This is a genomic window from Mesorhizobium sp. M7A.F.Ca.CA.001.08.2.1 (assembly GCF_003998455.1).
Classification (GTDB): Bacteria; Pseudomonadota; Alphaproteobacteria; order Rhizobiales; family Rhizobiaceae; genus Mesorhizobium; species Mesorhizobium ciceri.
In genome coordinates this window covers 1-23,410 of the sequence record NZ_RZPW01000018.1, presented here as the reverse complement: position 1 = coordinate 23,410, position 23,410 = coordinate 1, and the positions used below count along the sequence as shown (strand labels likewise).

Annotated in this window: 21 protein-coding genes; 11 read left to right on the top strand and 10 right to left on the bottom strand. The window is 61.4% G+C overall.

Features of this window, described 5'->3' with window-relative positions; translation table 11 throughout:
• The 8 genes from EN914_RS02475 to EN914_RS02440 form a co-directional block, all read left to right on the top strand.
• Positions 1 to 793 (top strand): ATP-dependent DNA ligase (locus EN914_RS02475; protein ID WP_127388991.1); only part of this gene is annotated, 793 nt, incomplete at its 5' end.
• A 106-nt stretch (positions 794 to 899) separates the two neighbouring features.
• Positions 900 to 2,654, top strand: a complete 1,755-nt coding sequence (locus EN914_RS02470; RefSeq protein WP_024502349.1) for a thiamine pyrophosphate-dependent enzyme — start codon at positions 900 to 902, stop codon at positions 2,652 to 2,654.
• A gap of 94 nt (positions 2,655 to 2,748) precedes the next feature.
• The gene (locus EN914_RS02465; protein ID WP_024502348.1) at positions 2,749 to 3,630 is read left to right on the top strand and encodes a cytochrome c oxidase assembly protein; all 882 of its coding nucleotides are present in this window, start codon (positions 2,749 to 2,751) and stop codon (positions 3,628 to 3,630) included.
• Between the two features lie 152 nt (positions 3,631 to 3,782).
• A complete protein-coding gene (coxB, locus tag EN914_RS02460) occupies positions 3,783 to 4,859 on the top strand; it encodes a cytochrome c oxidase subunit II (RefSeq protein ID WP_050580430.1) in 1,077 nt (358 codons plus the stop codon).
• A complete protein-coding gene (ctaD, locus tag EN914_RS02455; protein WP_024502346.1) occupies positions 4,856 to 6,796 on the top strand; it encodes a cytochrome c oxidase subunit I in 1,941 nt (646 codons plus the stop codon). The genes coxB and ctaD overlap by 4 nt, the downstream gene beginning before the upstream one ends.
• Complete coding sequence (locus tag EN914_RS02450; protein ID WP_013533222.1) at positions 6,793 to 7,395, top strand: cytochrome c oxidase subunit 3; 603 nt, start codon at positions 6,793 to 6,795, stop codon at positions 7,393 to 7,395. Before ctaD ends, EN914_RS02450 begins: the two co-directional genes overlap by 4 nt.
• A gap of 1 nt (position 7,396) precedes the next feature.
• Positions 7,397 to 7,738, top strand: a complete 342-nt coding sequence (locus EN914_RS02445; RefSeq protein ID WP_024502345.1) for a hypothetical protein — start codon at positions 7,397 to 7,399, stop codon at positions 7,736 to 7,738.
• A gap of 233 nt (positions 7,739 to 7,971) precedes the next feature.
• Positions 7,972 to 9,210, top strand: a complete 1,239-nt coding sequence (locus EN914_RS02440) for a cytochrome c (RefSeq protein ID WP_164753038.1) — start codon at positions 7,972 to 7,974, stop codon at positions 9,208 to 9,210.
• On the opposite strand, the gene EN914_RS02435 is transcribed toward EN914_RS02440, so the two are convergent.
• From EN914_RS02435 to EN914_RS02400, 7 genes are all read right to left on the bottom strand, one after another.
• Positions 9,182 to 9,607, bottom strand: coding sequence for a cytochrome c family protein (locus EN914_RS02435; RefSeq protein WP_024502343.1), 426 nt, complete (start codon positions 9,605 to 9,607; stop codon positions 9,182 to 9,184). The genes EN914_RS02440 and EN914_RS02435 overlap by 29 nt on opposite strands.
• A gap of 70 nt (positions 9,608 to 9,677) precedes the next feature.
• Entirely contained in the window at positions 9,678 to 10,001 is a 324-nt protein-coding gene (locus EN914_RS02430; protein WP_013533226.1) for a hypothetical protein, read from the bottom strand.
• Between the two features lie 538 nt (positions 10,002 to 10,539).
• Positions 10,540 to 10,743, bottom strand: a complete 204-nt coding sequence (locus tag EN914_RS02425) for a CsbD family protein (RefSeq protein ID WP_013533227.1) — start codon at positions 10,741 to 10,743, stop codon at positions 10,540 to 10,542.
• A gap of 322 nt (positions 10,744 to 11,065) precedes the next feature.
• Positions 11,066 to 12,628, bottom strand: coding sequence for a glutamine-hydrolyzing GMP synthase (gene guaA, locus EN914_RS02420; RefSeq protein ID WP_024502342.1), 1,563 nt, complete (start codon positions 12,626 to 12,628; stop codon positions 11,066 to 11,068).
• A 48-nt stretch (positions 12,629 to 12,676) separates the two neighbouring features.
• Positions 12,677 to 13,345, bottom strand: a complete 669-nt coding sequence (locus EN914_RS02415) for a 5'-methylthioadenosine/S-adenosylhomocysteine nucleosidase (protein WP_024502341.1) — start codon at positions 13,343 to 13,345, stop codon at positions 12,677 to 12,679.
• Positions 13,346 to 13,486: 141 nt separating this feature from the next.
• The gene (locus tag EN914_RS02410) at positions 13,487 to 13,945 is read right to left on the bottom strand and encodes a PaaI family thioesterase (protein ID WP_013530371.1); all 459 of its coding nucleotides are present in this window, start codon (positions 13,943 to 13,945) and stop codon (positions 13,487 to 13,489) included.
• 140 nt (positions 13,946 to 14,085) lie between these two features.
• Positions 14,086 to 15,375: an RsmB/NOP family class I SAM-dependent RNA methyltransferase gene (locus tag EN914_RS02400; RefSeq protein WP_024502340.1), complete on the bottom strand. Its 1,290-nt coding sequence runs from the start codon at positions 15,373 to 15,375 to the stop codon at positions 14,086 to 14,088.
• Between the two features lie 181 nt (positions 15,376 to 15,556).
• On the opposite strand from EN914_RS02400, the gene EN914_RS02395 reads away from it, so the two are divergent.
• Entirely contained in the window at positions 15,557 to 16,234 is a 678-nt protein-coding gene (locus EN914_RS02395) for an MIP family channel protein (RefSeq protein WP_013530368.1), read from the top strand.
• A gap of 335 nt (positions 16,235 to 16,569) precedes the next feature.
• Here EN914_RS02395 and EN914_RS02390 read toward each other — a convergent pair whose 3' ends face one another.
• Entirely contained in the window at positions 16,570 to 17,574 is a 1,005-nt protein-coding gene (locus EN914_RS02390) for an acyltransferase (RefSeq protein ID WP_024502339.1), read from the bottom strand.
• A gap of 229 nt (positions 17,575 to 17,803) precedes the next feature.
• On the opposite strand from EN914_RS02390, the gene EN914_RS02385 reads away from it, so the two are divergent.
• Positions 17,804 to 19,444, top strand: a complete 1,641-nt coding sequence (locus tag EN914_RS02385; RefSeq protein WP_032898864.1) for a sulfatase-like hydrolase/transferase — start codon at positions 17,804 to 17,806, stop codon at positions 19,442 to 19,444.
• A gap of 316 nt (positions 19,445 to 19,760) precedes the next feature.
• Positions 19,761 to 20,084, top strand: coding sequence for a LysR family transcriptional regulator (locus tag EN914_RS02380; protein ID WP_081714226.1), 324 nt, complete (start codon positions 19,761 to 19,763; stop codon positions 20,082 to 20,084).
• 65 nt (positions 20,085 to 20,149) lie between these two features.
• Here EN914_RS02380 and EN914_RS02375 read toward each other — a convergent pair whose 3' ends face one another.
• Positions 20,150 to 21,253 carry a calcium:proton antiporter gene (locus EN914_RS02375; RefSeq protein WP_024502337.1) on the bottom strand — a complete coding sequence of 368 codons (1,104 nt, stop codon included), beginning with the start codon at positions 21,251 to 21,253 and terminating at the stop codon, positions 20,150 to 20,152.
• Between the two features lie 69 nt (positions 21,254 to 21,322).
• Complete coding sequence (locus tag EN914_RS02370) at positions 21,323 to 23,095, bottom strand: AMP-binding protein (protein WP_024502336.1); 1,773 nt, start codon at positions 23,093 to 23,095, stop codon at positions 21,323 to 21,325.
• Positions 23,096 to 23,410: the final 315 nt, after the last annotated feature.

Genomic DNA, 23,410 nt, shown 5'->3' with positions numbered 1-23,410 from the left:
GCGTGACCTCAAGCGCGGGCATTTCGTCATCGACGGCGAGATTGTCATCGAGGTGGACGGTGAGCTTTCCTTCGAGGCGCTGCAGATGCGTCTTCACCCGGCACAAAGCAGAATCCGCAAACTGAGTTCGCAGACGCCTGCCAGTCTGATCCTCTTCGACATGCTTGCCAGGCCGGGCGGCGAGGTCATCACGGGCAAACCACTTGTCGAAAGGCGGCGAGCGATCGAGGACTTCGTGACCTCCTCGAACAGTCCGGATCTTCGCCTGTCGAAGTGCACTTATGATGCAGCGACGGCGGCTCGATGGCTGAACGGGGCCGGCCATGCATCGACCGACGGCATCGTGGCCAAAGTGCTCGACGAGCATTATCTGTGCGGCGAACGTGCGATGGTGAAGGTAAAGCCGAGGCGCACCGCCGATTGCGTTGTCGGCGGTTTCCGCTATCTCGCGGATAGCCGTGAGGTCGGCTCACTGCTCCTCGGCCTCTACAATGACGACGGCAAGCTCGATCACGTCGGCTTCACGTCGACCATCGCCAGGACCGACAGAGGAGCGCTCACGCGCCGGCTGGAAGGGCTGCGGTCAGAGCCCGGATTCACCGGCAAGGCGCCCGGCGGCCCGAGCCGCTGGAGCACGGAGCGCAGCGGACAATGGGAGCCTTTGGAACCTGAACTGGTGGTGGAGGTCCGCTTCGACCACGTCACCGGCAATCGGTTTCGCCATGGCACCAAACTGCTGCGCTGGCGCCCCGACAAGGCGCCACGGCAATGCACGTTCGAGCAGATCGAATAGACCGCCCCAGGAAGATCGCCCCAGAAACCTGTCACGATTTATTGCGACGAAGGAACCAACTCGGGATTCACCGGTTCGGACACCATCCACCCGGAGCTACCCTGACATGCCGAATGCAGCAGAAATTCTGATCGACACACTCGTCGCCTGGGACGTGGAGGTGGTGTTCGGCTTGCCGGGAGACGGCATAAACGGGGTCATGGAAGCGTTGCGGACGCGGCGCGACAAAATTGCCTTCGTTCAGGTCCGGCATGAAGAGTCGGCTGCCTTCATGGCATGTGCGTATGCCAAGTGGACAGGAAAGCTGGGCGTGTGCCTTGCGACGTCCGGCCCCGGCGGAACACATCTTCTGACCGGCCTCTATGACGCCAAGCTCGACCAGGCTCCAGTGCTGGCGATTACGGGCATGCAGTTCCACGATCTGATCGAGACGTTCACGCAACAGGATGTCGATCTGACGCGCGTGTTCAACGATGTCTCCGTTTATAACGCCCATGTTGCCGACGCCGCGCATATGGAAAACGTCGCCAGCCTTGCCTGTCGAACGGCGCTGGCGCGCAAGGGCGTCGCCCATCTTTCGATTGCCAGCGACATCCAGGAGCAGGAGCGTGATCCGTCGAAGCGCTCCAAGCGCAATCGCCCGGCGCACACGCCGCAGGATATGTTCGCCGGTCACAGCGTACCGCTGGACGTTGAGCTCGACAAAGCCGCCGCCATTCTCAATGACGCTTCGCGGGTTGCGATCCTGGCCGGACGCGGCGCCATCGGCGCGGCAGCCGAACTCGAATATACGGCGCGCCTGCTGCAGGCGCCTGTCGCGAAGGCCTTGCTGGGCAAGGCGGTGCTGCCGGACGATCATCCCTACACCACCGGCGGGATCGGTATTCTTGGAACCCTGGCTTCGCAAGAAGCGATGGAGAGTTGTGACGCGGTGCTGATTATCGGTTCGACCTTTCCCTACATCGAATACTACCCGAAGCCCGGACAGGCCCGTGGCGTCCAGATCGACTGCGATGCGCAACGGATCGGCTTGCGCTTTCCAGTCGAGGCCGGCCTTGTCGGCGACGCGGCAGAGACATTGCGCGCGCTCAACCGGCGCCTGACGCAAAAGCCCTCGGATGAATTCCTGCGCCGTTCCCAGGAGACCATGAGAAAATGGCGCGAGATGATGCGGCAGTCGGAAGACATGCAGGCGCAACCATTGAAGCCACAAGCGATTGCCCGGGCTTTCGGACAAAGATTGGCCGACGACACAGTGCTGGCCACGGATTCCGGTCAGAATACGGAGCTGGCCGCCCGCCATGTCGATCTTCGCAGCGGCCAGGCATTCGGGGTGTCCGGATCGCTGGCGTCGATGGCGTGCGGTCTGGCCTACGCCATCGCTGCCGGCATAGCTTTTCCCGGTCGACCGGTCGCCGCTATCGTCGGCGATGGCGGCTTTGCCATGCAGCTCGGCGAATTCTCGACGGCGGTGCGCTACAAGATCCCGCTGAAGGTTCTGGTGATCAAGAACAACATGCTCAATCAGATCGCCTGGGAGCAGATGATGTTTCTGGGCAACCCGCAATTCGGTTGCGAACTGCAGCCGATCGATTTTGCCAAGGCGGCAGAAGCAATGGGCGCAAAGGGTTTTCGCATCGAGCGGCCCGATCAGATCGAGACGGTTCTCGACCAGGCTTTCGCCACGCAAGGCCCTGTCGTGATCGAAGCGCTGGTAGATGCCTATGAGCCGCTGATGCCGCCCAAAATGCCGGCAGACTACGCCAAGAACTTCCGCCAGGCCCTGCCGCGGACGCCGGGACACGAACGCATAGAAGAAAATATCGCCCGTGAGCCGGCGAAATCGATGATGGATGCCTAGAGGCGGCGCAGGGAGGTGGAACAGCGCGCCTCAGTGGCTTCATTCTGAATCTTTCCAGATGAACCCGCGCTCTTCCGGATGACGGATGCGGATCATGAGCTTCGACGCGCTCTTTTCGACCTCGATTTGCTATGGCAACGGCGCTCCGCAGGCTGGTTGGACTCTGGCGCTACCCATCACATTGCCACTGGCGGCAATCCTTTTGCTGTATGTTGCCGGCGCTGGCCGGCTGTGGCGACGGAGCGGACGTGGACGTCGCTTGCGATCGCGGCAGGCCTTGCTGTTTGCTGCCGGCTGGTCCGTCCTGGCGTTCGCCCTTGTAAGCCCGATCCATGCATTGGGCGAACATGTGTTTGCGGCGCACATGATCGAGCACGAATTGCTGATGGCGGTCGCAGCGCCTCTGCTGGTTGCCTCCCGCCCGACGGCGGCGATGATGTGGGCCCTGCCGGTACAGCTGCGCCAGATATTCGGAGCGGCCGGACATGCAAATGCGCTTCGGGCGGTCTGGGCGTTCATCAGCCGTCCTGTGGTCGCGACCGTCCTGCACGGAGCCGCGATATGGATCTGGCATGTCCCGGCGCTGTTCGAGGCTGCCCTCCAGCAGGGCTTCCTGCATTATGCCCAGCACGCGAGTTTCCTCGGTAGCGGGCTTTTGTTCTGGTGGGTGCTGCTGCCTGGCCTTGGCCGCGAGCAGGCTTGCGGCAATGCCGTGATGCATCTTTTCTTCACCTCCCTCCACACCGGGCTGCTCGGGGTGTTGCTCGTCGTCTCGCCCAGGCTGTGGTATCCGGATAATGCGATCGGCTCGGATTTATGGGGGCTCAACCCGCTCGAGGACCAGCAACTTGCAGGCTTGGTCATGTGGATTCCCGCCGGCCTGATCTATGGCGGGGCCGCACTGCTCCTGGTCGCTCTCTGGATTCAAACGAGCGGTCGGCGGCAACAGGCTTTCCAGCAGTTGCGCATCGTCTAACCCGCACCGCTTCGCGTCGGTTTTCAGCCGGGCGGTGTTGCCAAGCATCCTTTTTCAGTCAGCCGCGTTATGGCCTTGGCAACGATGGTGGATCCTTCATGGCGAGGTGCATGAGTCCGTTGGCCAGCTCTCGCAGGCTGACACGACCGCGAATGTCGCTTGCCCCCACATGTCCTAGGCAAATCTTGCCTGGCACCGTTCAGGGAACGGCCGCGCAACGGCGTTTGAGGGCGATCAGCGCAGCGCCGATATTGGCCTTGGCAGGATGCGGCGACAGGCAATCGGCCCTCCATGCACACGGTGCGAATGCCCGGAGAATCCTTGATCTGATCTGGTCTTTCAGCGCAATCGCAGTGGCCACGTGGCTGCTTGTCATGTTGATCCTGGCGGCAGCGCTTTTGCGTCGTCGCCTGTCCGAGACAACGCGCTCGCCGCTCGAGATCGATTCTCGTCAGGAGCGCCGATTTACCCGCGCTGTCGGCAGCGCCATTGCGTTGACCGTTCTGGTGCTCATCATGATGACGATAGCGAGTTTTTTCGCCGGCAAATCCATTGCTTCGCTGAGCGGAACGGAAACGCTTGCCGTGCGCATCACCGGGCACCAATGGTGGTGGGAGGTTCGGTATCCCGGAGATGATCCGTCCCAATCGATCGTCACGGCAAATGAAATCCATGTCCCGGTTGGCGAACCGGTCAAGGTCGAACTCGATTCGCTCGATGTCATTCATAGCTTCTGGGTGCCGAACCTTGCCGGCAAGCGCGATCTCATTCCGGGCCGGCCGAGTGAGCTCACACTCATCGCCGATAAGCCCGGCATCTATCGTGGCCAGTGTGCCGAATTCTGCGGCTATCAGCACGCCCATATGGCCATCACCGTCATCGCGGAAAGCCGCGAAGCGTTCGAAGCATGGCAATCCAGGCAAAACGCCGTCGCATCCGCGCCTGGCGGCGACGAAGAGCGCCGCGGCCAACAGGCATTTCTGTCCACCGGCTGTGCGCTCTGCCACACGATAAGAGGCACGCCTGCCAGCGGAACGGTGGGACCTGACCTAACTCATCTCGCCAGCCGACGCGCACTGGCCGCGGATACGCTCGCCATGACCCCTGGCGCGCTCGCCGCTTGGATCGCCGATCCACAGTTGATAAAGCCCGGCGCCAAGATGCCGCGCATTGCCCTTAGCGCCGACGATCTCAACGCGGTCGTCACCTATCTCGGAAGCCTCGAATGAGTGGCCTTGCGGGAAAGCCTACCGAGCACACTCAGGAGGCACTGAAAGGCACCCGTGACACCGGTCTCGAAGAGGTGAGACTGCGCGCCTTTCTGGCGCATGCCTGGCGAACGCCGAAAGGCTTCTACGGCTGGCTGGTCACGGTCGATCACAAGCTGATCGGACGGCGCTATATCGTGACGGCTTTCCTGTTTCTCATCCTTGCGGGTCTGTCAGCGCTCGCCATGCGCTTCCAGCTTGCCCAGCCTGAGGCCGGCCATATCGGTCCCGATCTCTACAACCAGCTGTTCACCATGCACGGCACGACGATGATGTTTCTGTTTGCCGTGCCGGTGATGGAAGCTTTCGCCATTTACCTGGTGCCGCTGATGATCGGCACTCGCAATGTCGCCTTTCCGCGGCTCAATGCATTCAGCTACTGGGTCTATCTTTCCGGCGGGCTGATGATCTGGATCGCCTTCGCCTTCGAAACCGGTGCGGATGCCGGCTGGTTTTCCTATGTGCCGCTCGCCGGACCCGAATATGGCATCGGCAAGCGCCCCGATTTCTGGGCGCAGATGGTGACCTACACCGAAGTGTCCGCCCTCGCGGTAGCGGTCGAGATCATCGCGACAGTTTTCAAACAACGTGCCCCCGGCATGTCGCTCGACCGCATCCCGCTCTATGTCTGGTCCGTCCTCGTTACGGCTTTCGTCATCCTGTTCGCCATGCCGGCCGTGATGGTCTCGAGCACAATGCTGATCCTCGACCGCCTGGTCGGCACAAAATTTTTCGACCCCGCAGCAGGCGGCGATGCACTGCTGTGGCAGCATCTGTTCTGGTTCTTCGGCCATCCCGAGGTCTATATCATCTTCATTCCGGCGACCGGCTTCGTTTCCGCGATCCTGCCGACCTTCGTTCGCCGCCCGGTGTTCGGCTATCTCGGGATCGTGCTGTCGTTGATCGCGATCGGTTTTCTTTCCTTCGGCCTGTGGGTGCACCACATGTTCGCTACCGGCCTGCCGCAACTCGGCGAGAGCTTCTTCACCGCTTCCTCGATGATGATCGCCATTCCGAGCGGCGTTCAGATCTTCTGCTGGATTGCGACGATCTGGGGCGGCCGGCCGATCTTCGCCACGCCCATGCTTTTCGTTCTCGGCTTCATCTTCACCTTTGTGATCGGCGGCCTGACCGGCGTCATGGTCGCCTCGGTGCCGCTCGACCTGCAGGTGCACGACACCTATTTCGTGGTTGCCCATTTCCATTATGTGCTGGTCGGGGGCGCCGTCTTCCCCCTGCTCGGCGCCGTTTATTACTGGTTTCCCAAGATCACCGGACGCATGCTGTCCGAGAGGCTCGGCCGCTGGAATTTCTGGCTCGTCTTCCTCGGGTTCAACCTCACCTTCTTCCCCATGCATATTCTCGGTCTGCAAGGCATGCCGCGCCGCGTTTATACATATCCGCCGGCGAGCGGCTGGGGAGAGATGAACCTCTTCATCAGCCTCTCTTCGCTGGTGGTGTTCGCGGGCTTCGCGCTTTTCTTCCTGAATCTCTTTCTCAGCCTCCGCAACGGCCGCATTGCAGGAGACAATCCCTGGGGCGCGAGCACGCTCGAATGGGCGACGACGTCGCCGCCGCCCTCCTACGATTTTTCGCGGCTGCCCGTGGTAACTCACCGCGAACCGCTTTGGGCCGAGCCCGATGTGCTCCCAGTGGTCGAAGGTCTGCGTGTCGACGCCCGCGAGGTGCTCGCCGGTACGGTCGCCGATGCGATGCCGCAAGTAAGGGTACCATCGGCTGACAACTCGATCTGGCCGTTGCTGTCGGCCATCGCAGTCGGCGGCGCATTTCTCGGTTCGATATACACGCCGTGGGCGGTGGTCTGGGGAGCGATCCCGGTTTCGATCGGCTTCATCTGCTGGTTCTGGCCGAAAGGCGAACCGGAGGACGAGGAATGAGGCACCGCCCCGTCGCCGACGTCAGTCACCTGCCCACATACGATTTCGGGTCAGCGAGCCCGATGTGGTGGGGAACCCTTGCCTTCATTGCCCTCGAGGCAACCGGTTTTGCCTTGGCGATAGGCACTTACTTCTATCTGGCCGTGCTGGCCCGGCATTGGCCCATTGGGGCCCCTGCGCCAGATCTGCTGCCGGGGACGGCAGTACTGGTTATTCTGGTTGCGAGCGTCGTGCCCAACCACATGATCGAGGTTTGGGCACGTCGCCAGGACCTGGCGAAAGTTCGCCTTGGCATGGTCGTCATGTCGATCGTCGGCATTCTTCCGCTGATCGTTCGCATCTGGGAATTTCCGGCTCTGCGGATTTCCTGGGATCAGAACGCTTACGGATCGATCGTCTGGTTCCTGCTCGGGCTGCATACGACGCATCTCCTTACCGATGTCGGCGACACGATCGTCCTGGCGGTTCTCATGTTCACGCAAAAAGGCAAGGCAGGCCGCCGCTTCAGCGACGTCTCGGACAACGCCTTCTACTGGGACTTCGTCGTCGTCTCATGGGTCGTGCTCTATCTTGTTATCTATTGGGCTCCGAGGATGTGAGATGCAGGCGATCCGTACCGGCGTTTCCTGGGCAGGCCTGGTCAGCGGACCAGTTGCGTGGGCAATAACGCTGCAGCTCGATTATTCGATTGCATCCTGGCAATGCCACGCCGGCTTTCGTCCCACTGCCTTGTTCTCGTTGACAGGCGCCGCTGTCGCCTTGGCAGGCGCGCTGCTGTCGTGGCACGCCGTTCATGACCGCGGACATGGTACGGTTCCGCCCCTGAAGGCGCGCACGCGCGCATTCCTTGCCAGGACTTCCGTGGGCATCGGGGCGCTGTTCACGCTCATCTTGCTGGCGCAACTGATGGCAGGGCTGATCTTCAGCGGGTGCGAACTGTGACGAAGTCAAAGACCCGGAGATTGGCCGTCCGCCGGTGCCCGCCTTGGCCTGCCGCGGGCATTCCATTCCCGGCCGTCACCTCCCGGGCGGTCGCGCTCGTCTTGGCATCGTTGGCGCTTTGCACTGAGCTGCGGGCGAGCGAAATCCAGAAGGGTGAATACCTTACCCGAGCGGCCGACTGCATCGGCTGCCACACGTCCAATCCGAGCCGCCCGTTCGCTGGAGGCTATCGCGTGCCGACACCCTTCGGCGACGTATACTCGACCAACATCACACCTGATCCTGACACGGGCATTGGACGCTACTCCGCGGACGAGTTCGTGCGGGCCGTGCGGAAAGGTATCAGGCGCGATGGAGCCGATCTCTATCCCGCCATGCCCTATGACAGCTTCGCCGCGATGAGCCGCGAGGACGTGCTTGCGATCCGGACCTACCTCCTGGCGCAGCCGCCGATCTCCCAGCCGCAGCCGCGAAACATCCTGCCTTTTCCATTCAACCAGCGCTGGACAGTTGCACTGTGGAAGCTCGCGAACCTGCATACCGGCAGTTTCACGCCCGATCGGAACCGGACCGCCGCATGGAACAGGGGAGCCTACCTGGTCGAGGTGCTCGGCCACTGCGGTGCCTGCCACACGCCAAGGAATGCGACGTTCGGCATGGATGAAGACCACAAGCTTGCCGGCGGCACCGCCGGCATCTGGCAGGCCTTCAACATTACCAGCGACAAGATCGCAGGCGTCGGCGGCTGGAGCAACGAAGAGCTGTCTCGATTTCTCAAAACCGGCGCCGTGCCCGGGAAGGCTTATGCCGGCGGGCCGATGGCGGAAACGGTCATGAACAGCCTGCAACATCTTTCCGATGACGATATCCAGGCCATCGTCGCTTATCTCAGGGACGTGCCCGCCCAATCGGGAGACGAAAAGCAGCCGCGTTTCTCATGGGGTAACGCGGCCACGGTCGACGGCGATGCTGGAACCGAAGGGATGACGCAAGGCAGCGGGACCGCAGCCGGCGATGATCTCTATCGATCGCTCTGTTCGACGTGCCATGGGGCGAACGGAGGCGGATCGTCAGACGGATCCTATCCGTCCTTGACCCGCAACAGCACCCCCGGCGCGGCCACGCCCGAGGATGTCGCCATGACCATCCTTGAAGGCGTCAAAGCTGGCGACGTGGCGGGGCGTAAATCGATGGCGGCCTTCGGTGGCTGGCTGGACGATGGCCAGGTGGCAGCCCTTGCAAATTACGTCACCGCTCGGTTCGGAAATCCCGACGTCAGCGTTACCGCGGCCGATATACGCCAGATGCGGGCCGGCTCGACAACAGGCCAGACAATCATGGTTCTGGCGGCTCAATCACTTGTGGCGTGCGCCGCCGTGTTGATGCTTGGGCTGCTGCTTCTGCTGGCAAGGCGCCTGCGCCGTCGGACCAGTTCAGTGCGCCTCATGTCCGCGCATAGAGATAGGCGGTGATGTCGCGCGCCTCTTGAGGCGACAGATTTGTATTGGGCATGGCCGTGTTCGGGTCTACGTCCCGCGCTCTGCTGATCCAGCGCATCATCGCATCCGGGCTGGCTCGCGATGCCCCGATATATCCTCTTTCGACGACGCCCTGCAGGGAGGGACCGACGGTACCACGGGCGCCGGGCACCCCCGGGATTTCGTGACATCCGCCACAGCCGTTGCGGATCATGGCCGGGATGGCTCGTTGAGGGTCGCCGCCGATCGCCTGCACAAGCGTGGTTTCTCGCAGACTGTTGCTGCGAACCAAACCGCTGGCAAAGACGGCAAAACCGATGACGACAGCCGCCGATGCTCCTGCCAACCACCAGAATCGGGGCGGCGCTTGCTTGGCGGCCTGCCGGTTCATCTGCGCTTACCGCTCTCAGCGCTCAATGCGCTGCCGAAGCACTGGTCCGGCAACGGATTGAGGAGCCGGCTCATTTATTACAGTTCTGCACATTCGATGTTGTCGTGCCGGTCGCGGTGTTGTTGTCGATGTCGTTGCCTGCCGAATCTTTGCAGCGGTCAGTCATACCACCTGATTTCGTTGTGGAATTTGTCGAATTTGTAGTGCTCGGATCGGAAGGATTCACGGACGTTCCAGAGCCGGTGCCGCTGTTGCCGCCGGTATTTCCAGACGTAGCGCCGGTGCCGTCGTTCGAGCCCGAACCGCTGTTGGAGCCGGAACTGTTCGACTGTGCCACTGCCGATGTGGCCAATGTGAGCGCGAGCACAGCGGCGGACAGAAGTTTGACGATCATGGTGGATCTCCTGGTTGGGTGTACCGCCACCAAACCAATCCTTTCCTGATATGTTCCCGGCGAAATCGTGTTCAGCAAGATTCTTGTGAAACAGGTTTTGTGCCGGCACTGCAGACCGGCTAGCCGCGCGACGGCGGTCGATATAGGTGCGCCGCCTTGGCGTCGTCCGGCCGCGGAAGCAGCGCTGGCCGCATGCCCTCGCCTGAAGCATAGTTGCTCACTGGTGGCCGCTGCCCGCGTCCCCGACCAATGCCCGATCATCCCCGGATCGGAGACAGCTCAATCATCGCCATGAAAGTCATAGCAACGGGCCGAACACGAATATAGCCAGTAGAGCAAGAAAAATCACGGCGATAACTGCGATCGCCCACGTGACAATTCTTCTTGTCCCCCGTTGCTCCTGCTTGCGAGAGATATTTTCAGCCACAGTACGAAATCCTTGCTGCAAAACTCAACCGACGACAAGGCTCAGCGCCCGCATGGTCCTGCCGGACTGTTGGGCCGCGTCCTGGAATGGCCACAGCCGGGGCTCACATGCCTACCAACCCTGCCGCCCGTACCAATCATCGACATCGCGCCGCACGCGGTCCTTTTCGATGCCGTAACGCTCCTGGATCTTGCCTTCGAGTTGATCGCGCTTGCCGGCGATGCGGTCAAGGTCGTCATCGGTGAGTTTGCCCCACTGCTCCTTGACCTTGCCTTTCACCTGTTTCCAGTTTCCTTCCACGCGGTTCCAGTCCATGACACCGTTCTCCCTGTTTTGGAAAGGTCCGGAATAGGAAACGCAATCCAGTCAAGGATGTTCCTGGAAACAGCCAACGCGCTGCCCGATGCCGAATCGGTTGCCAGAAGTTATCGCCCCTTGCGGTCCGCAAAGTACGTTCGAGCCAACTTTCAGCCGAGCCATCGTCGCTCGCTCAAACCCGCGTATTGCACGTCATATGCCAAGGCTCTAAACGGCTCCGACGATGCTTTACATTCGTGCCCGATCACGTTTGAGTGCTGTCAGGCAATCAGCGCTAACTCCAGCGGAGGCGACAACACACCATCGCCGCCTAATCCCCCTACTCCCACTCGATTGTTCCAGGCGGCTTCGACGTCACGTCGTAGACGACGCGGTTGATGCCGCGGACTTCGTTGATGATGCGGGTGGCAGCAGCCCCCAGGAAGGCCATGTCGTAGTGGTAGAAATCCGCCGTCATGCCGTCGACCGAGGTGACGGCGCGCAGCGCGCAGACGAACTCGTAGGTGCGGCCGTCGCCCATCACGCCGACCGTCTGCACCGGCAGCAGCACGGCGAATGCCTGCCAGATGGCATCGTAGAGGCCGGCCTTGCGGATCTCGTCGAGATAGATGGCGTCGGCTTCGCGCAGGATCTCCAGCTTTTCGCGGGTGATGCCGCCGGGGCAGCGGATGGCAAGACCCGGACCTGGGAACGGGTGCCGGCCGATGAAGCTTTCGGGCAGGCCAAGCTCCTTGCCCAGCGCCCTGACCTCGTCCTTGAACAGTTCGCGCAGCGGCTCGACCAGTTGCATGTTCATGCGCGCCGGCAGGCCGCCGACATTGTGGTGCGACTTGATCGTCACCGAGGGGCCGCCGGTGAAGGAGACACTTTCGATCACGTCGGGGTAGAGCGTGCCTTGCGCCAGGAATTCGGCGCCGCCGAGTTTCTTGGCCTCTTCCTCGAACACCTCGATGAACAGCCGGCCTATGGTCTTGCGTTTTTTCTCCGGATCCGACTCGCCCTCGAGGGCGTCGATGAAACGGTCCGACGCGTTGACCAGAATGAGCGGCAGATTGTAGTGCTCACGGAACATCGCCACCACGCCCGCGGCCTCGTCCTTGCGCATCAGGCCGTGGTCGACAAGGATGCAGGTCAGCTGGTCGCCGACCGCTTCGTGGATCAACAGCGCGGCAACGGAGGAATCGACGCCGCCCGACAGCGCGCAGATGACCTTGCCCTTGCCGACCTGCTTGCGGATCGCCTCGACCGCGTGCTCGCGGTAGGCGCGCATGGTCCAGTCGCCCTCGATGCCGGCGATGTTGTGGACGAAGTTCCTGAGCAGCCGGGCACCGTCGGGCGTATGCACCACCTCGGGGTGGAACATGATGCCGTACATCTTGCGCTCGATGTTGCCGAAGATGGCGAAGGGCGAGCCCTCCGACTTGCCGAACACCTCGAAGCCGTTGGGCAAGGAGATGACGCGGTCGCCATGGCTCATCCACACCTGGTGGCGCTGGCCGGGCGCCCACAGGCCCTCAAACAGCGGGCTGTCCTTCTGGATCTCGACGAAGGCGCGGCCGAATTCGCGATGGTCGGAGCTTTCGGCGACGCCGCCCATCTGCACGCACATGGCCATCTGGCCGTAACAGATGCCGAGCACCGGCACGCCGGCGTCGAAGACGATCTGCGGCGCGCGCGGACTGCCTATATCGCCGGTCGAAGCCGGGCCGCCGGACAGGATCACGGCTTTTGGATTGATGCGCTTGAATGCCGCTTCGGCCGACTGGAACGGCACGATCTCGGAAAACACGCCGGCCTCGCGGATGCGGCGGGCGATGAGCTGGGTGAACTGGCTGCCGAAATCGACAATCAGGACGGTATCGGGATGATTGGCTGTTTTCATGGCGAGCGTTTAGAGAAAGAAATGAGTCGACGCAATGGGTTGCGAGTTTCAGAGCGGTCTGGCGTCTTCATGCGGCGAATCTTTCAGAAGCGTGCCCAAACCGATGGCCTGTTCGAGCCGCATGACGGCCTCCGCCAGCTTCTCATCGATGACTTCAAGATATTCGGTCCAGTCGCCGACATGCCTGAGATCCGCCGCCCCGTCGGAAATGCCGCGCAGCCCGATCAGCGGAATGTCGAACAACTGGCAGGCGCGCAGGCAGGCGAAGGTCTCCATGTCGACCATGTCGGCGTTAACAGCATCATAGGCCGCACCGGTGATGATCGCGCCGCCGGTCGATAGCGTCGCCTGCTTGATATCAGGTATCTTGAAGGGCAATGGAACGGTCACCGGCAGCTCGAGGAAGGGTGTGGCACCCTTCTCGAAGCCGAGCGGCGAAGCGTCGATGTCACGGTAGCTGACCGAAACCGCCTGGTAGATTCCCGTCTGCTCCAGCGTCCGGCTGCCGGCTGAGCCGAGCGACACGACGAGGTCGGGCAGGGTTTTTTGCGACTTCAGCCAGGAGAGTTCAGCGCCTAGCCTGACGCCGGCCTCGACCGGACCGACACCTGTCATCAATGGCGTGAACAGCTGCTTGAGATGCGGACCATATTCGGCCTGTGCCGCCATGACGAAGAGAACGTCCTTGCCCGACAGGCGGCGAATTTTATCGGTCATGATGATTTGCTCCTCTCCGCCCGATCACCTGCTTATCTGCGCCGCCGCTCGCCGGGACCCGCTGCCTGCGGCAGCTCCCGGCGTCCGTGGCCTTTCATCGTGCCACCGGCACGATGAATTCGCCTGCGGCGAACCGGCCACTCACCCTTCTATCCCATCACGCCCGACCACCGTCATCATCGTTCCGGTCATGGTGGCGATCAGCTTGGCCTCGCCGTCGGCGGCAAAGGCGTAGGCCTGGCCGTCGGCAACGATGATGGTGCGGCCTGGCTTGGTCACCGAGCCGCGGAACAGGAAGCGCTCGCCCCTGCCCGGCGCCAGCAGGTTGACCTTGAACTCGATGGTCAGCACGCCGGAATTTTCCGGCATCAGCGAAAAGGCGGCATAGCCGCAGGCCGAGTCCAGCGCCGTCGAAATGACGCCGGCATGGAGGAAGCCGTGCTGCTGGGTGAGTGCCGCCGAATAGGGCATCTCGATCTCGATGATGCCGGGCGTCACCAGCGTCAGTTCGGCGCCGATCGTGGCCATCGCCTTCTGGCGCGCGAAGGAGGTCCTGACGCGATCCTCATAGTCCGGGGCGGGTACGATCTTTGCTGCCATGGCCGCTGCCTTCCTTTATGCGGATAAGCTTATTGCAGAGGCATGGACGGCAGGCAAATGCTTTTGCTGCACTGCACAATCGGCCTGGCCTGCCGGCTGGCGCCACGCATCCGTCAGGAATTGGCGACATCCGATCGGATTCAGGCCGACCTGCGCAACGCACAGAAGTAAAACCCGTCGGTGCCGCTCAGCGCCGGCGACAGCGAGATGTCGCCTTTGGCGCCGATGCGCGCGGCTGCCGGATGGCCGGGAAAACGGCTGTCCCAGAGCTGGCGGTGGTCGACGGGAACAAAGCCGCTGTTACGGTCCCGAAAGGCCGCGATCTGCTCGCCATTCTCCTCATCAAACACCGAGCAGGTGATGTAGACCAGCAGGCCGCCCGGTTTGACATAGGCTTTGGCCGCATCGAGGATCGCCGACTGTTCGCCCTTGCGGGTATCGAGCTGCCTCTGCGTCAGCCGCCATTTGGCGTCGGGGCGGCGCCGCCACGTGCCGCTGCCGGTGCAGGGCGCGTCGACCAGCACGATGTCCATGTGGTTGCCGAGCGGCGCGAGTTCCGTGGGCTTGGTGACCACCTGCACATTGCGGTTTTCCGAACGACGGATGCGGTCGAAGATCGGCGCCAGCCGTGCTTTCTCCGCATCGTGGGCAAAGATCTGGCCACGATTTTCCATCGAAGCCGACAGTGCCAGCGTCTTGCCGCCGGCGCCGGCGCAGAAATCCAGCACCTGCATGCCGGCTTCGGCCCCGGCAAGGGCGGCCGCGATCTGCGAGCCTTCGTCCTGGACCTCGAACCAGCCCTTCTGGAAGGCCGGTTCGGCCTGCACATTCGGGTGCCGGCCATCGCCGTCGATCGGCGGAATGCGGATGCCGTGCGGGGCGATTGCCGCGGGTTTCGCGCCGGTTCCCGTCAGTTCGGCCAGCACCTTGTCGCGGTTGGCCTGCAAGGTGTTGACCCTGAGGTCGAGCGGCGGGCGTGTCGCCAGTGCGGCGCCCTCGTCGGCCCAACTTGGGCCGAAGGCTCGCTCGAAAAGCGGCGCGCACCAATCGGGAACATCCGCCCGCACCGCGTCCGGCGCATCGGCGAGCCGACGGTCGGCGATGGCCTGAAGCTCGGCGGCGGTCAGCAGCGGCGGTGCGAACTTGTCACCATCCAGCGCGTCGTTGAGCGATTGTGCCGTCTGCCCCCATTCGAGCAGCAGGGCGCCGAAGCCAATGGCGCGCGGCGTGTCCTGCCCCAGCAGCCAGCCCGCGGAACGCTTGTGGCGCAAGGCGTCATAGACGATGTTGCCGATGGCCGCACGGTCGCCGCCGCCGGCGAAGCGATGCGACAGGCCCCAATCCTTCAGCGCGTCCGCCACCGGCCGGTGGCGCCGGCCGATGTCTTCCAGCACTTCGATGGCCGCAGCCAGCCTTCCGCCCAGTCGCATTGTCTTGTTCCGTCACGCAGAAAATTATTCCGGCCCTGCTCTAGAGCGCGCAACCGGCGCGCACAAGCAGGTCGGCCGGCACAACCGCTCTGCTTTCCAACTTTTCTGGTTGCGAATACTCTTCCGATTGTGATTCGCGGCGCGAAAAGGTGAACCGGCGGATCGACACGAGGAGAGGGCAATGAAGACTTATCTGGCGGAAGTTCTAGGCACATTTCTATTGGTGTTCATCGGTACGGCTTCTGTGGTGACGGGCGGCTTCGGCGGCGCGCTGCCGCTTGGCCAAGAAGGCATCGGTCTGGCGTTCGGCATCGGCCTCATCGCCGCGGCCTATGCGATCGGCCCCATTTCGGGCGCGCATCTCAATCCGGCGGTGACGCTCGGCGTCTTCCTTGCCGGCCGGCTGCCGGCCAAGGACGTCATCCCCTACTGGATCGCGCAGGTCATCGGCGGCGTCCTTGCTTCACTGGCGTTGTGGATCATCGTCTCCGGCCAGGTTGGCGGACACACCACCGGTTTCGGCGCCAATGGCTGGGATGTGACGAAATGGGGTGTCAGTTCGGCCTTCCTGTGGGAAGTGATCGGCACCTTCACCTTCGTCACCGTGATCCTTGGCGTCACGGCCGAAAAGCACTCGACGGCGTTCGCCGGACTGGTCATCGGCCTGACGCTGGCAGGGCTGCACTTCGCCATCATCCCGGTGACCGGCACGTCGCTCAACCCGGCCCGCTCGATCGGTCCGGCACTGTTTTCGGGAACTGCGGCGATCGGCCAGCTCTGGCTGTTCATCGTGGCACCATTGATCGGCGGCGCCATTGCCGGCGTCGTCGCCAAGGCGCGCATCTTCGAGAAGGACTGAGCTCTTTGGAAGGCTGAATATGCGAAGGCGCGGGCATGGCCCGCGCCTTCGCGATTGGCATAATAGAACCGCCAAGTTTTCTATTCCCCAATGACGACTTAAACAGGCTCGGCCTTAGATGGCAACTTTGTGCAGCATCGCTGACGTTGCGACCAGCTTTGCCATTTCCTGAAACCGGCCATTGTGCCACAGATTGATTGGGACCGCAGACGGGCGCTGAGCTTGCTCGGATGCTCGGTTGCAGTCGTGTATGTGCTTTTCCGTGATCGCGGAAGTGAAGCTCCGGATTTTCAGGTGTTGAAGCCGCATTTGCGTAGGGCGACGGATAAGCCGGATTAGACCATAGCGAAGCGATTTCGCCGCCATGACTGAAACGGCTTTTCGACGAAGGTCCAAGACAGTGCGGCGATCGCAAGCGAAAGTACAAGCGTCACGACAAGGACCATGCGCCAGTCGTTGGTGTACATCAACGCCGCTCTGGAAATCGGATAGTGCCATAGATAGACCGAATACGAGATGATGCCGATATAGACGATCGGCCTCCATGCAAAAGCACGGGCTATCATCGTTTCATTGTTGAGCAGCGACACGACGAGGCCGGCCGACGCCATGTCGATAAGCGGTTGCAGATAGGCGGTCGATACAGGCTCTTGTGTTGCCACGAACGCAAGAACCACAAGCGCACCCAAAGACGACAGCCCTACGATATTGGCGTGCCGACCCTTGAGGCTGATGCCCGAAACGGACACTAATGCGCCCAACAGCAGACCAGAGAGCCGAGTGTCGAAACGGAAAGCAGTCATCTCGAACTCGGTGTAGTGATAAGCATTGCCCAGCCGCCAAAGCGTTGCCACGACGAACGCTATCGCAAGCGCCTTGATCCTTGACCTTTGGGCGAGCTTTGCCAGCCCCAGCACCGCCATCGGCCAGATCAGGTAGAAATGCTCCTCGACCGCAAGCGACCATGTGTGACCAAGCAGGGGAATGACGCCATGGAGCGCACTTACATAGTCCGCGAGATACAGAATCGAGATAGCGACGATCAGCCCAATAGGGACGTCCGGCCAGAATAGCGGCCCAATTATCAGGGCTGCGGCAAGCAACATAACAAGGGGCGGCATCAGCCTAACTGAGCGGCGCAGCAGAAACGCTCCGATCGCGATGGTGCCCGTACTGTCGGCCTCTCGCATCAAGAGCGACGTGATCAAAAATCCGCTCAAGACAAAGAAGATGTCAACGCCGATGAAGCCGCCAGGCATCCATGGGCTCTGGGAGTGATGCACGACAACCAGCATCGCGGCGAGTGCCCTGACGCCGTCTAAAGCCGGATTTCGTATCACTCAAGCATTACTCCCGCCAAGAAGGCTTTAATCCTACCTTAGAACATCACGGCGGACCAGCCTTCTATGGCTGTCCGGCACCCTAAAAGGCAGGTTGCTTTCGCCCTACGACATTAGCTTTTTCTAACTTAACAGATCGTTCAATGAGGAAAAATTTTCTGCATCTCCTTAGTATAGTTTTAAATGGTTCTCGATATTCACTTCGGACATCACCGTTCGAGTGCAAGGCATGCGCGGAATTCCTGCGGTTTCTTCCAGGCCAATCGCATCATTGGTTAGCGCCGCGACGGTGGGCTCGCTCACCTGGCTCGTATCGCTAATCAATCTCTCGGAGAAAAGGCTGCTTGTCATCCTTGGCCTTTGCGCTCTGTGGGCGCTTCTGTTGCTGGATTGTCAGCAAAGCGCCAAGACAAATTGGCCAAGACGCAGGTGGTTCAGCATCTATCTATCGCTCATCCCCTGCTTCCTGTTTCTTTTCTATGTCTATCTCGAAAGCGTTTTCGGCTATTTCGATTGGGCCGCGATGTTCATGCATGTCGGTGCCGGGGTTCTTACCCCCGGCGTCGTTCTTGAATGTTTGATGAACACCGGAAACACGATACTGGTCATCTTGGTCGTGCTTCTCGGTCTCGGCGCGCTAAAGGCGCGCGGCACACTGACAAGGGGATTAGACGTCGCCCTGATGGCGTTCTTCCTGGCGGCAAACCCGATGCTGACGCGCCCGATCGCGGCGGCGGTCCATCTCAACCCGCTGCATGATTTCCTGTCCAAGCACTTCGTCGATATTACCTCGTTGACGAAACCGGCCGCGGGGGCGTCCGTAACCGCCGTGCCGAAGAACCTCATACATATCTTCATCGAGAGCGCCGAACGCACCTACATGAACGAGGCGACGTTTGGCGATGTCATGGGTCCGCTGCTCGAGTTCGACAGGCGTAGCCTCTCAGCGACCAACATGGTGCAGCTGGCCTACACCAACAATTCCATCGCGGGCATGGTCGCCGCGAATTGTGGAACGCCGCTGCTGATGTCGTATTTCACAACCCGCGAGTATCTGGAGGAGAATTCGCAGTTCCTGCCAGGCTTGACCTGCTTGGGCGACGTCCTGAAGTCGCGGGGCTATCGGCAGAGCTTCGTTTCCGGTTGGCCACTCGGCTTCACCGGTCAGGGGGCATTCTATGCCACCCATGGCTACTCATCGCTTTTTGGGGGATCGGAAGTGGTCGCTGCCGTCGCCGGGTCTGGCAGCACTTTTGGCGCCAGCGACGCCCAGGTTCTGGATATGAGTTTCGACATTTTGCGGCGCGCGCAGCGAGACGGCAAACCGCTCGCGCTGACGATCGCCGTCAGTGGTGGGCACGCGATGGACGGCTATCTGACGGACAAATGCATCGGCAAGACCGGACTTTCTCCGCAAGCCCCCAATATTCTCCATGCCGTCAAATGCACGAACATGCTCATCGCGGACTTCATTCACAAAGCCGAGGCAGAAGGGCTGATGGCGAATACCGTTCTGGTGCTGCAAAGCGATCACCTCAGCGCGCCGAGCACGGTGACGGATCAGTTGAACAGGTTTGAAAGACGCAACTTTTTCTCCCTGTCGGGCGATGGCATTCGCCCCAGCACATATGCCGGACTTTCGAGCGTGGTCGATATATTCCCGACTATTTTGGACGCTCTAGGCGTGCCGCTCCCGAATGGCAAGGCTGCATTTGGCGTCTCGCTGCTCGGGGATCGACCGACAATGGTCCAAGCGCTTGGGCAGGCCCAATTCGATGACGCGATCTATGCCGACGATGTTCTCGTCAGATCATTCTGGCAACTGAAGCCGGCACGGACGGCTGCGGCGTCCGAGGCTGAACCTCGTTAATGCGAAGCATATGCCGGCTGAGCACTCGACACCGGTTCGCTTCTTGGTCTCCCCGTACCGAAACCGGACGTTCCACGATGTGCATCCAGCCGTCGGCATCATCCCCTCGCGGGTCTTGTTGTCGTCAAGGCTACCCGGACCAGCCGTCCCGATTGCCGTCACCTCAATAACCCGACCGGGCGGGAAAGAAACTTCGAAGCCATTGCAGGATTGACTGGAGCCGCATGTCCTTCAATCTCCGGAACCGTGCTAGAGATTGCCACCGATTGAATAGCGCCTGCTGTTTCGAGGTCCCCCCTGCTGGTTCGAGGTCCCATTGACAAAACGGCTATCGGATTTCGACATTGGCTTGCTGCTGACACTCGACGCGCTGTTGAAGCACCGGAACGTCACCCATGCGGCGTCGAGACTGAACATTACCCAATCGGCCTTGTCGGCCCGCCTGACGCGTCTGCGTCACTTGCTGAACGACCCACTCTTCACAATGGCGGCGTCTGGACGGGGAATGATCCCGACGCCTCGCGCATCAAAAACTTCTGCGGCTTGCCGGTCACCGTCACCGGCAATTCGGCGCGGAAGCGGAAACGTCATCTCAGGCAAAGGGCGGTCGTCTGCAGCTCGCTGTCGGCTTCCAGGCTGATGAACCCAAGCAGTCCGTTGGCGGCTGTCTCGTGCCGCATCCAATTGCCAGCCCGAGCCAAATTTTCATGGCACAAATATAAGAAATATATATGTAAGAAATACCACGATATGGACAGCGCCCGTCAAGAATGTTGTTCTTTCAGTACTAAAGCTCACATTGCATATGAAGAGCGCTAAAATCAAAAGCACTGTGTCAGTCGCTGGAAGCCCCAGGGTTAACCCTCTGCCCGTCAGCAGGCTGGCGGCTGCGACCGCCGGTATTGTCAAACCGATTGTGGCGCAAGCGGAACCCATCGCGACATTCAAACCGCGTTGCAGCTCATTGTTGAGTGAAGCGCGAACCGCCGAAATGGCCTCCGGCATCAACACCAGCCCGGCGATCATTGCCCCCACAATGCTGTCAGCCTGGGTCACTTGGTAGGCAACGAGCGTATCTTCGACGCTTGCCGCGACCTGCTCGGCGAGCATGACAATGCCGATCAGGCCGATCAAAAGCAGCAATGCGCCGGCAAAGACGCTTTCGTGAGGGGCAGTCCGCAGCGAAACGCCGTGGGCCTGCCCTTCGACAAAGTCTTCCCGGTGGCGGACGGTCTGCGCGAACACGAAGCTTGCATAAAGCAGCACCGAAAGCACGCTCACAAAGCCAAGTTGAGCTGCCGAAAATGTGCCCGGCCCCGTAGCTTGTGTGTAGGTTGGCAGAATAAGCGTCATGATGGTCAGCGCGATCAGAACCGCCAAATATGCGCTGGTCCCTTGTCGAACAATTGCCTGCTTGCGATGGCGCCAGCCGCCAAGCGCGAGACACGTGCCGACGACGCCGGTAGATGCAATCATCACCGTTGAAAAGACGGACTCACGTGCAAGCGTAGGGTTGTTCTCTCCATGCAGCATCATGGAAACGATGATCGACACCTCGATTGCCGTCACGGCAAAAGTCAGCACCAATGTGCCGTAGGGCTCTCCTACACGCCGAGCCACCGCCTCGGCGTGGTCGAGCACCACGAAAATGGTGGTGAACATGATCGCACTCGAAAGCGCTCCGACGAGTATCCTGACGCCCAGCGAACCTTCGTCCGCCGACAGCCCGCCTGCCCTGACGGCGACAGCCATGACCAAGGCGGCCAGCGGCATCGCATATGAAGTCATCGAACGTCCGAAACCGCTCATGCAAGCCCCTGCACGCTGCTGCGAACCGTGGCTGCATTCGCGCACCGACAGATCGAAGCGTTCACCCGTTCACGCCGTCTTCTGCGTCACCAAGCCCAGCTCCTCCACCATCGCCTCGCGCATCAAGAACTTCTGCGGCTTGCCGGTCACCGTCATCGGCAATTCGGTGCGGAAGCGGATGTGGCGGGGGATCTTGTAATGGGCGATCTGGCCGGCGCAGAAGTTTCTGACCTCCTGCTCGGTGGCGATCTGGCCGGGCTTGAGCACGATCCAGGCGCACAGCTCCTCGCCATATTTGGCGTCGGGAATGCCGAACACCTGCACCTCCTTGACCTTTGGATGGCGGTAGAGGAATTCCTCGACCTCCCTGGGATAGACGTTCTCGCCGCCGCGGATGACCATGTCCTTGACCCGGCCGACGATGTTGCAATAGCCCTCGGCGTCGATGGTGGCGAGGTCGCCGGTGTGCATCCAGCCGTCGGCGTCGATCGCCTCGCGGGTCTTGTCGTCGTCGTCCCAGTAACCCTTCATCACCGAATAGCCGCGCGTGCAAAGCTCGCCCGGTACGCCGACCGCAACTGTAGCGCCGTCGGCATCGACCGCCTTGACCTCGACATGGGGGTGGATGCGCCCGACGGTCGAGACGCGCTTTTCCAGGGGGTCGTCGACGCCGCTCTGGAACGACACCGGGCTGGTCTCGGTCATGCCGTAGGCGATGGTCACCTGTTCCATATGCATCAGCGACACCACCTTTTTCATCACCTCGATCGGGCATGGCGAACCGGCCATGATGCCGGTGCGCAGGCTGGAGAGATCGAAGGCGGAAAAATCCGGATGATCCAGCAGAGCAACGAACATGGTCGGTACGCCATAGAGCCCGGTGCAGCGTTCCTGAGCCACCGCCTTCAGCGTGGCGCCGGCGTCGAACCCTTCTCCCGGGAAAACCATGGTGGCGCCTTTCGAGACGCAACCCATCGTGCCCATCGACATGCCGAAGCAGTGGTAGAGCGGCACTGGTATGCAGAGCCGGTCGTCGGCGGTCAGCTTGATCGCCGAAGTGACGAAGTTGCCGTTGTTGACGATGTTGCCGTGGGTCAGCGTCGCGCCCTTGGGGGCTCCCGTGGTGCCTGAGGTGAACTGGATGTTGATGGCTTCGCCCGGCTTCAGCTTCTCAGAGATGCGGTCGAGGCTGTCATGCTCGTCACGCCCGGCCATGGCCAGCACATCACCGAAATTGAACATGCCGGGCGAGTTCTCGTCACCCATGCGGATGACGATCTTCAACGCCGGCAGTTTTTGTGCCTTGAGCTTGCCCGGCGTGGCCTTGGCGATCTCGGGTGCCAGCGTCTCGATCATGCCGAGATAATCTGACGTCTTGAACCTGGCAGCGGTGACCAGCGCCTTGCAGCCGACCTTGTTCAGCGCATAGTCGAGCTCGGTCAACCGATAGGCCGGGTTGATGTTGACCAGGATCAGGCCGATGCGGGCGGTGGCGAACTGCGTCACCAGCCATTCCCAGCGGTTGGGCGACCAGATGCCGACGCGATCGCCCTTTGCCAGGCCCAGTGCCAGGAAGCCGGCGGCCAGCGCATCCACCGTGTCCGAAAGTTCGCTCCAGGTGAAGCGCTTGTTCTGGTCGACGAAGACGGCGGCGTCGAGCGTGCCATATTTGCTGACCGTCTCGGAAAACAGCGCGGGGATGGTCTTGTCGAGCAGCGGCACGCTGCGTTCGCCAGAGACATGCGCCCTACCATCGACGGGTGCGACGAAGACACCGCCCGCTCGCGCTCCGCGTCCGCGCAGATTGCTGGCATTCTTCAGCTCGTCGAGATTGACCGGCATCGCTCTCTCCTCCCGGGATTGGCCGAGCCTATCAGCCTGAGGGGGTGGTGAAAATCCCGCCGATGGTCGTGGCAGGGCAACGATCCGGCCCACGACGCTTCGGGGCCTTCGTTGGTTGATGAACATCAAACGCAAAAACCCGCATGGGCGGCGGGTCACTGGCGCAAATCAGCACCATAGGCAAAAATGTAGCATAGCTGCCCTCACCAGTCAAGGAAATAATTCCTATACGGGAAGACCCCGGCGCAAGGCTACCGACACCGCGGGACGGCCGCCGTCAGGGTTTTCAAGCCGGTTCGGAGCCCTGAGGGGCAG

Excerpts from the sequence above, each read along its gene's own strand:
- EN914_RS02470 (WP_024502349.1), top strand. The coding sequence starts at position 900 with ATGCCGAATGCAGCAGAAATTCTGATCGACACACTCGTCGCCTGGGAC.
- EN914_RS02465 (WP_024502348.1), top strand. The coding sequence starts at position 2,749 with ATGAGCTTCGACGCGCTCTTTTCGACCTCGATTTGCTATGGCAACGGC.
- coxB (WP_050580430.1), top strand. The coding sequence starts at position 3,783 with ATGTCGCTTGCCCCCACATGTCCTAGGCAAATCTTGCCTGGCACCGTT.
- ctaD (WP_024502346.1), top strand. The coding sequence starts at position 4,856 with ATGAGTGGCCTTGCGGGAAAGCCTACCGAGCACACTCAGGAGGCACTG.
- EN914_RS02450 (WP_013533222.1), top strand. The coding sequence starts at position 6,793 with ATGAGGCACCGCCCCGTCGCCGACGTCAGTCACCTGCCCACATACGAT.
- EN914_RS02445 (WP_024502345.1), top strand. The coding sequence starts at position 7,397 with ATGCAGGCGATCCGTACCGGCGTTTCCTGGGCAGGCCTGGTCAGCGGA.
- EN914_RS02435 (WP_024502343.1), bottom strand. The coding sequence starts at position 9,607 with ATGAACCGGCAGGCCGCCAAGCAAGCGCCGCCCCGATTCTGGTGGTTG.
- EN914_RS02430 (WP_013533226.1), bottom strand. The coding sequence starts at position 10,001 with ATGATCGTCAAACTTCTGTCCGCCGCTGTGCTCGCGCTCACATTGGCC.
- EN914_RS02425 (WP_013533227.1), bottom strand. The coding sequence starts at position 10,743 with ATGGACTGGAACCGCGTGGAAGGAAACTGGAAACAGGTGAAAGGCAAG.
- guaA (WP_024502342.1), bottom strand. The coding sequence starts at position 12,628 with ATGAAAACAGCCAATCATCCCGATACCGTCCTGATTGTCGATTTCGGC.
- EN914_RS02415 (WP_024502341.1), bottom strand. The coding sequence starts at position 13,345 with ATGACCGATAAAATTCGCCGCCTGTCGGGCAAGGACGTTCTCTTCGTC.
- EN914_RS02410 (WP_013530371.1), bottom strand. The coding sequence starts at position 13,945 with ATGGCAGCAAAGATCGTACCCGCCCCGGACTATGAGGATCGCGTCAGG.
- EN914_RS02400 (WP_024502340.1), bottom strand. The coding sequence starts at position 15,375 with ATGCGACTGGGCGGAAGGCTGGCTGCGGCCATCGAAGTGCTGGAAGAC.
- EN914_RS02395 (WP_013530368.1), top strand. The coding sequence starts at position 15,557 with ATGAAGACTTATCTGGCGGAAGTTCTAGGCACATTTCTATTGGTGTTC.
- EN914_RS02385 (WP_032898864.1), top strand. The coding sequence starts at position 17,804 with ATGCGCGGAATTCCTGCGGTTTCTTCCAGGCCAATCGCATCATTGGTT.
- EN914_RS02375 (WP_024502337.1), bottom strand. The coding sequence starts at position 21,253 with ATGAGCGGTTTCGGACGTTCGATGACTTCATATGCGATGCCGCTGGCC.
- EN914_RS02370 (WP_024502336.1), bottom strand. The coding sequence starts at position 23,095 with ATGCCGGTCAATCTCGACGAGCTGAAGAATGCCAGCAATCTGCGCGGA.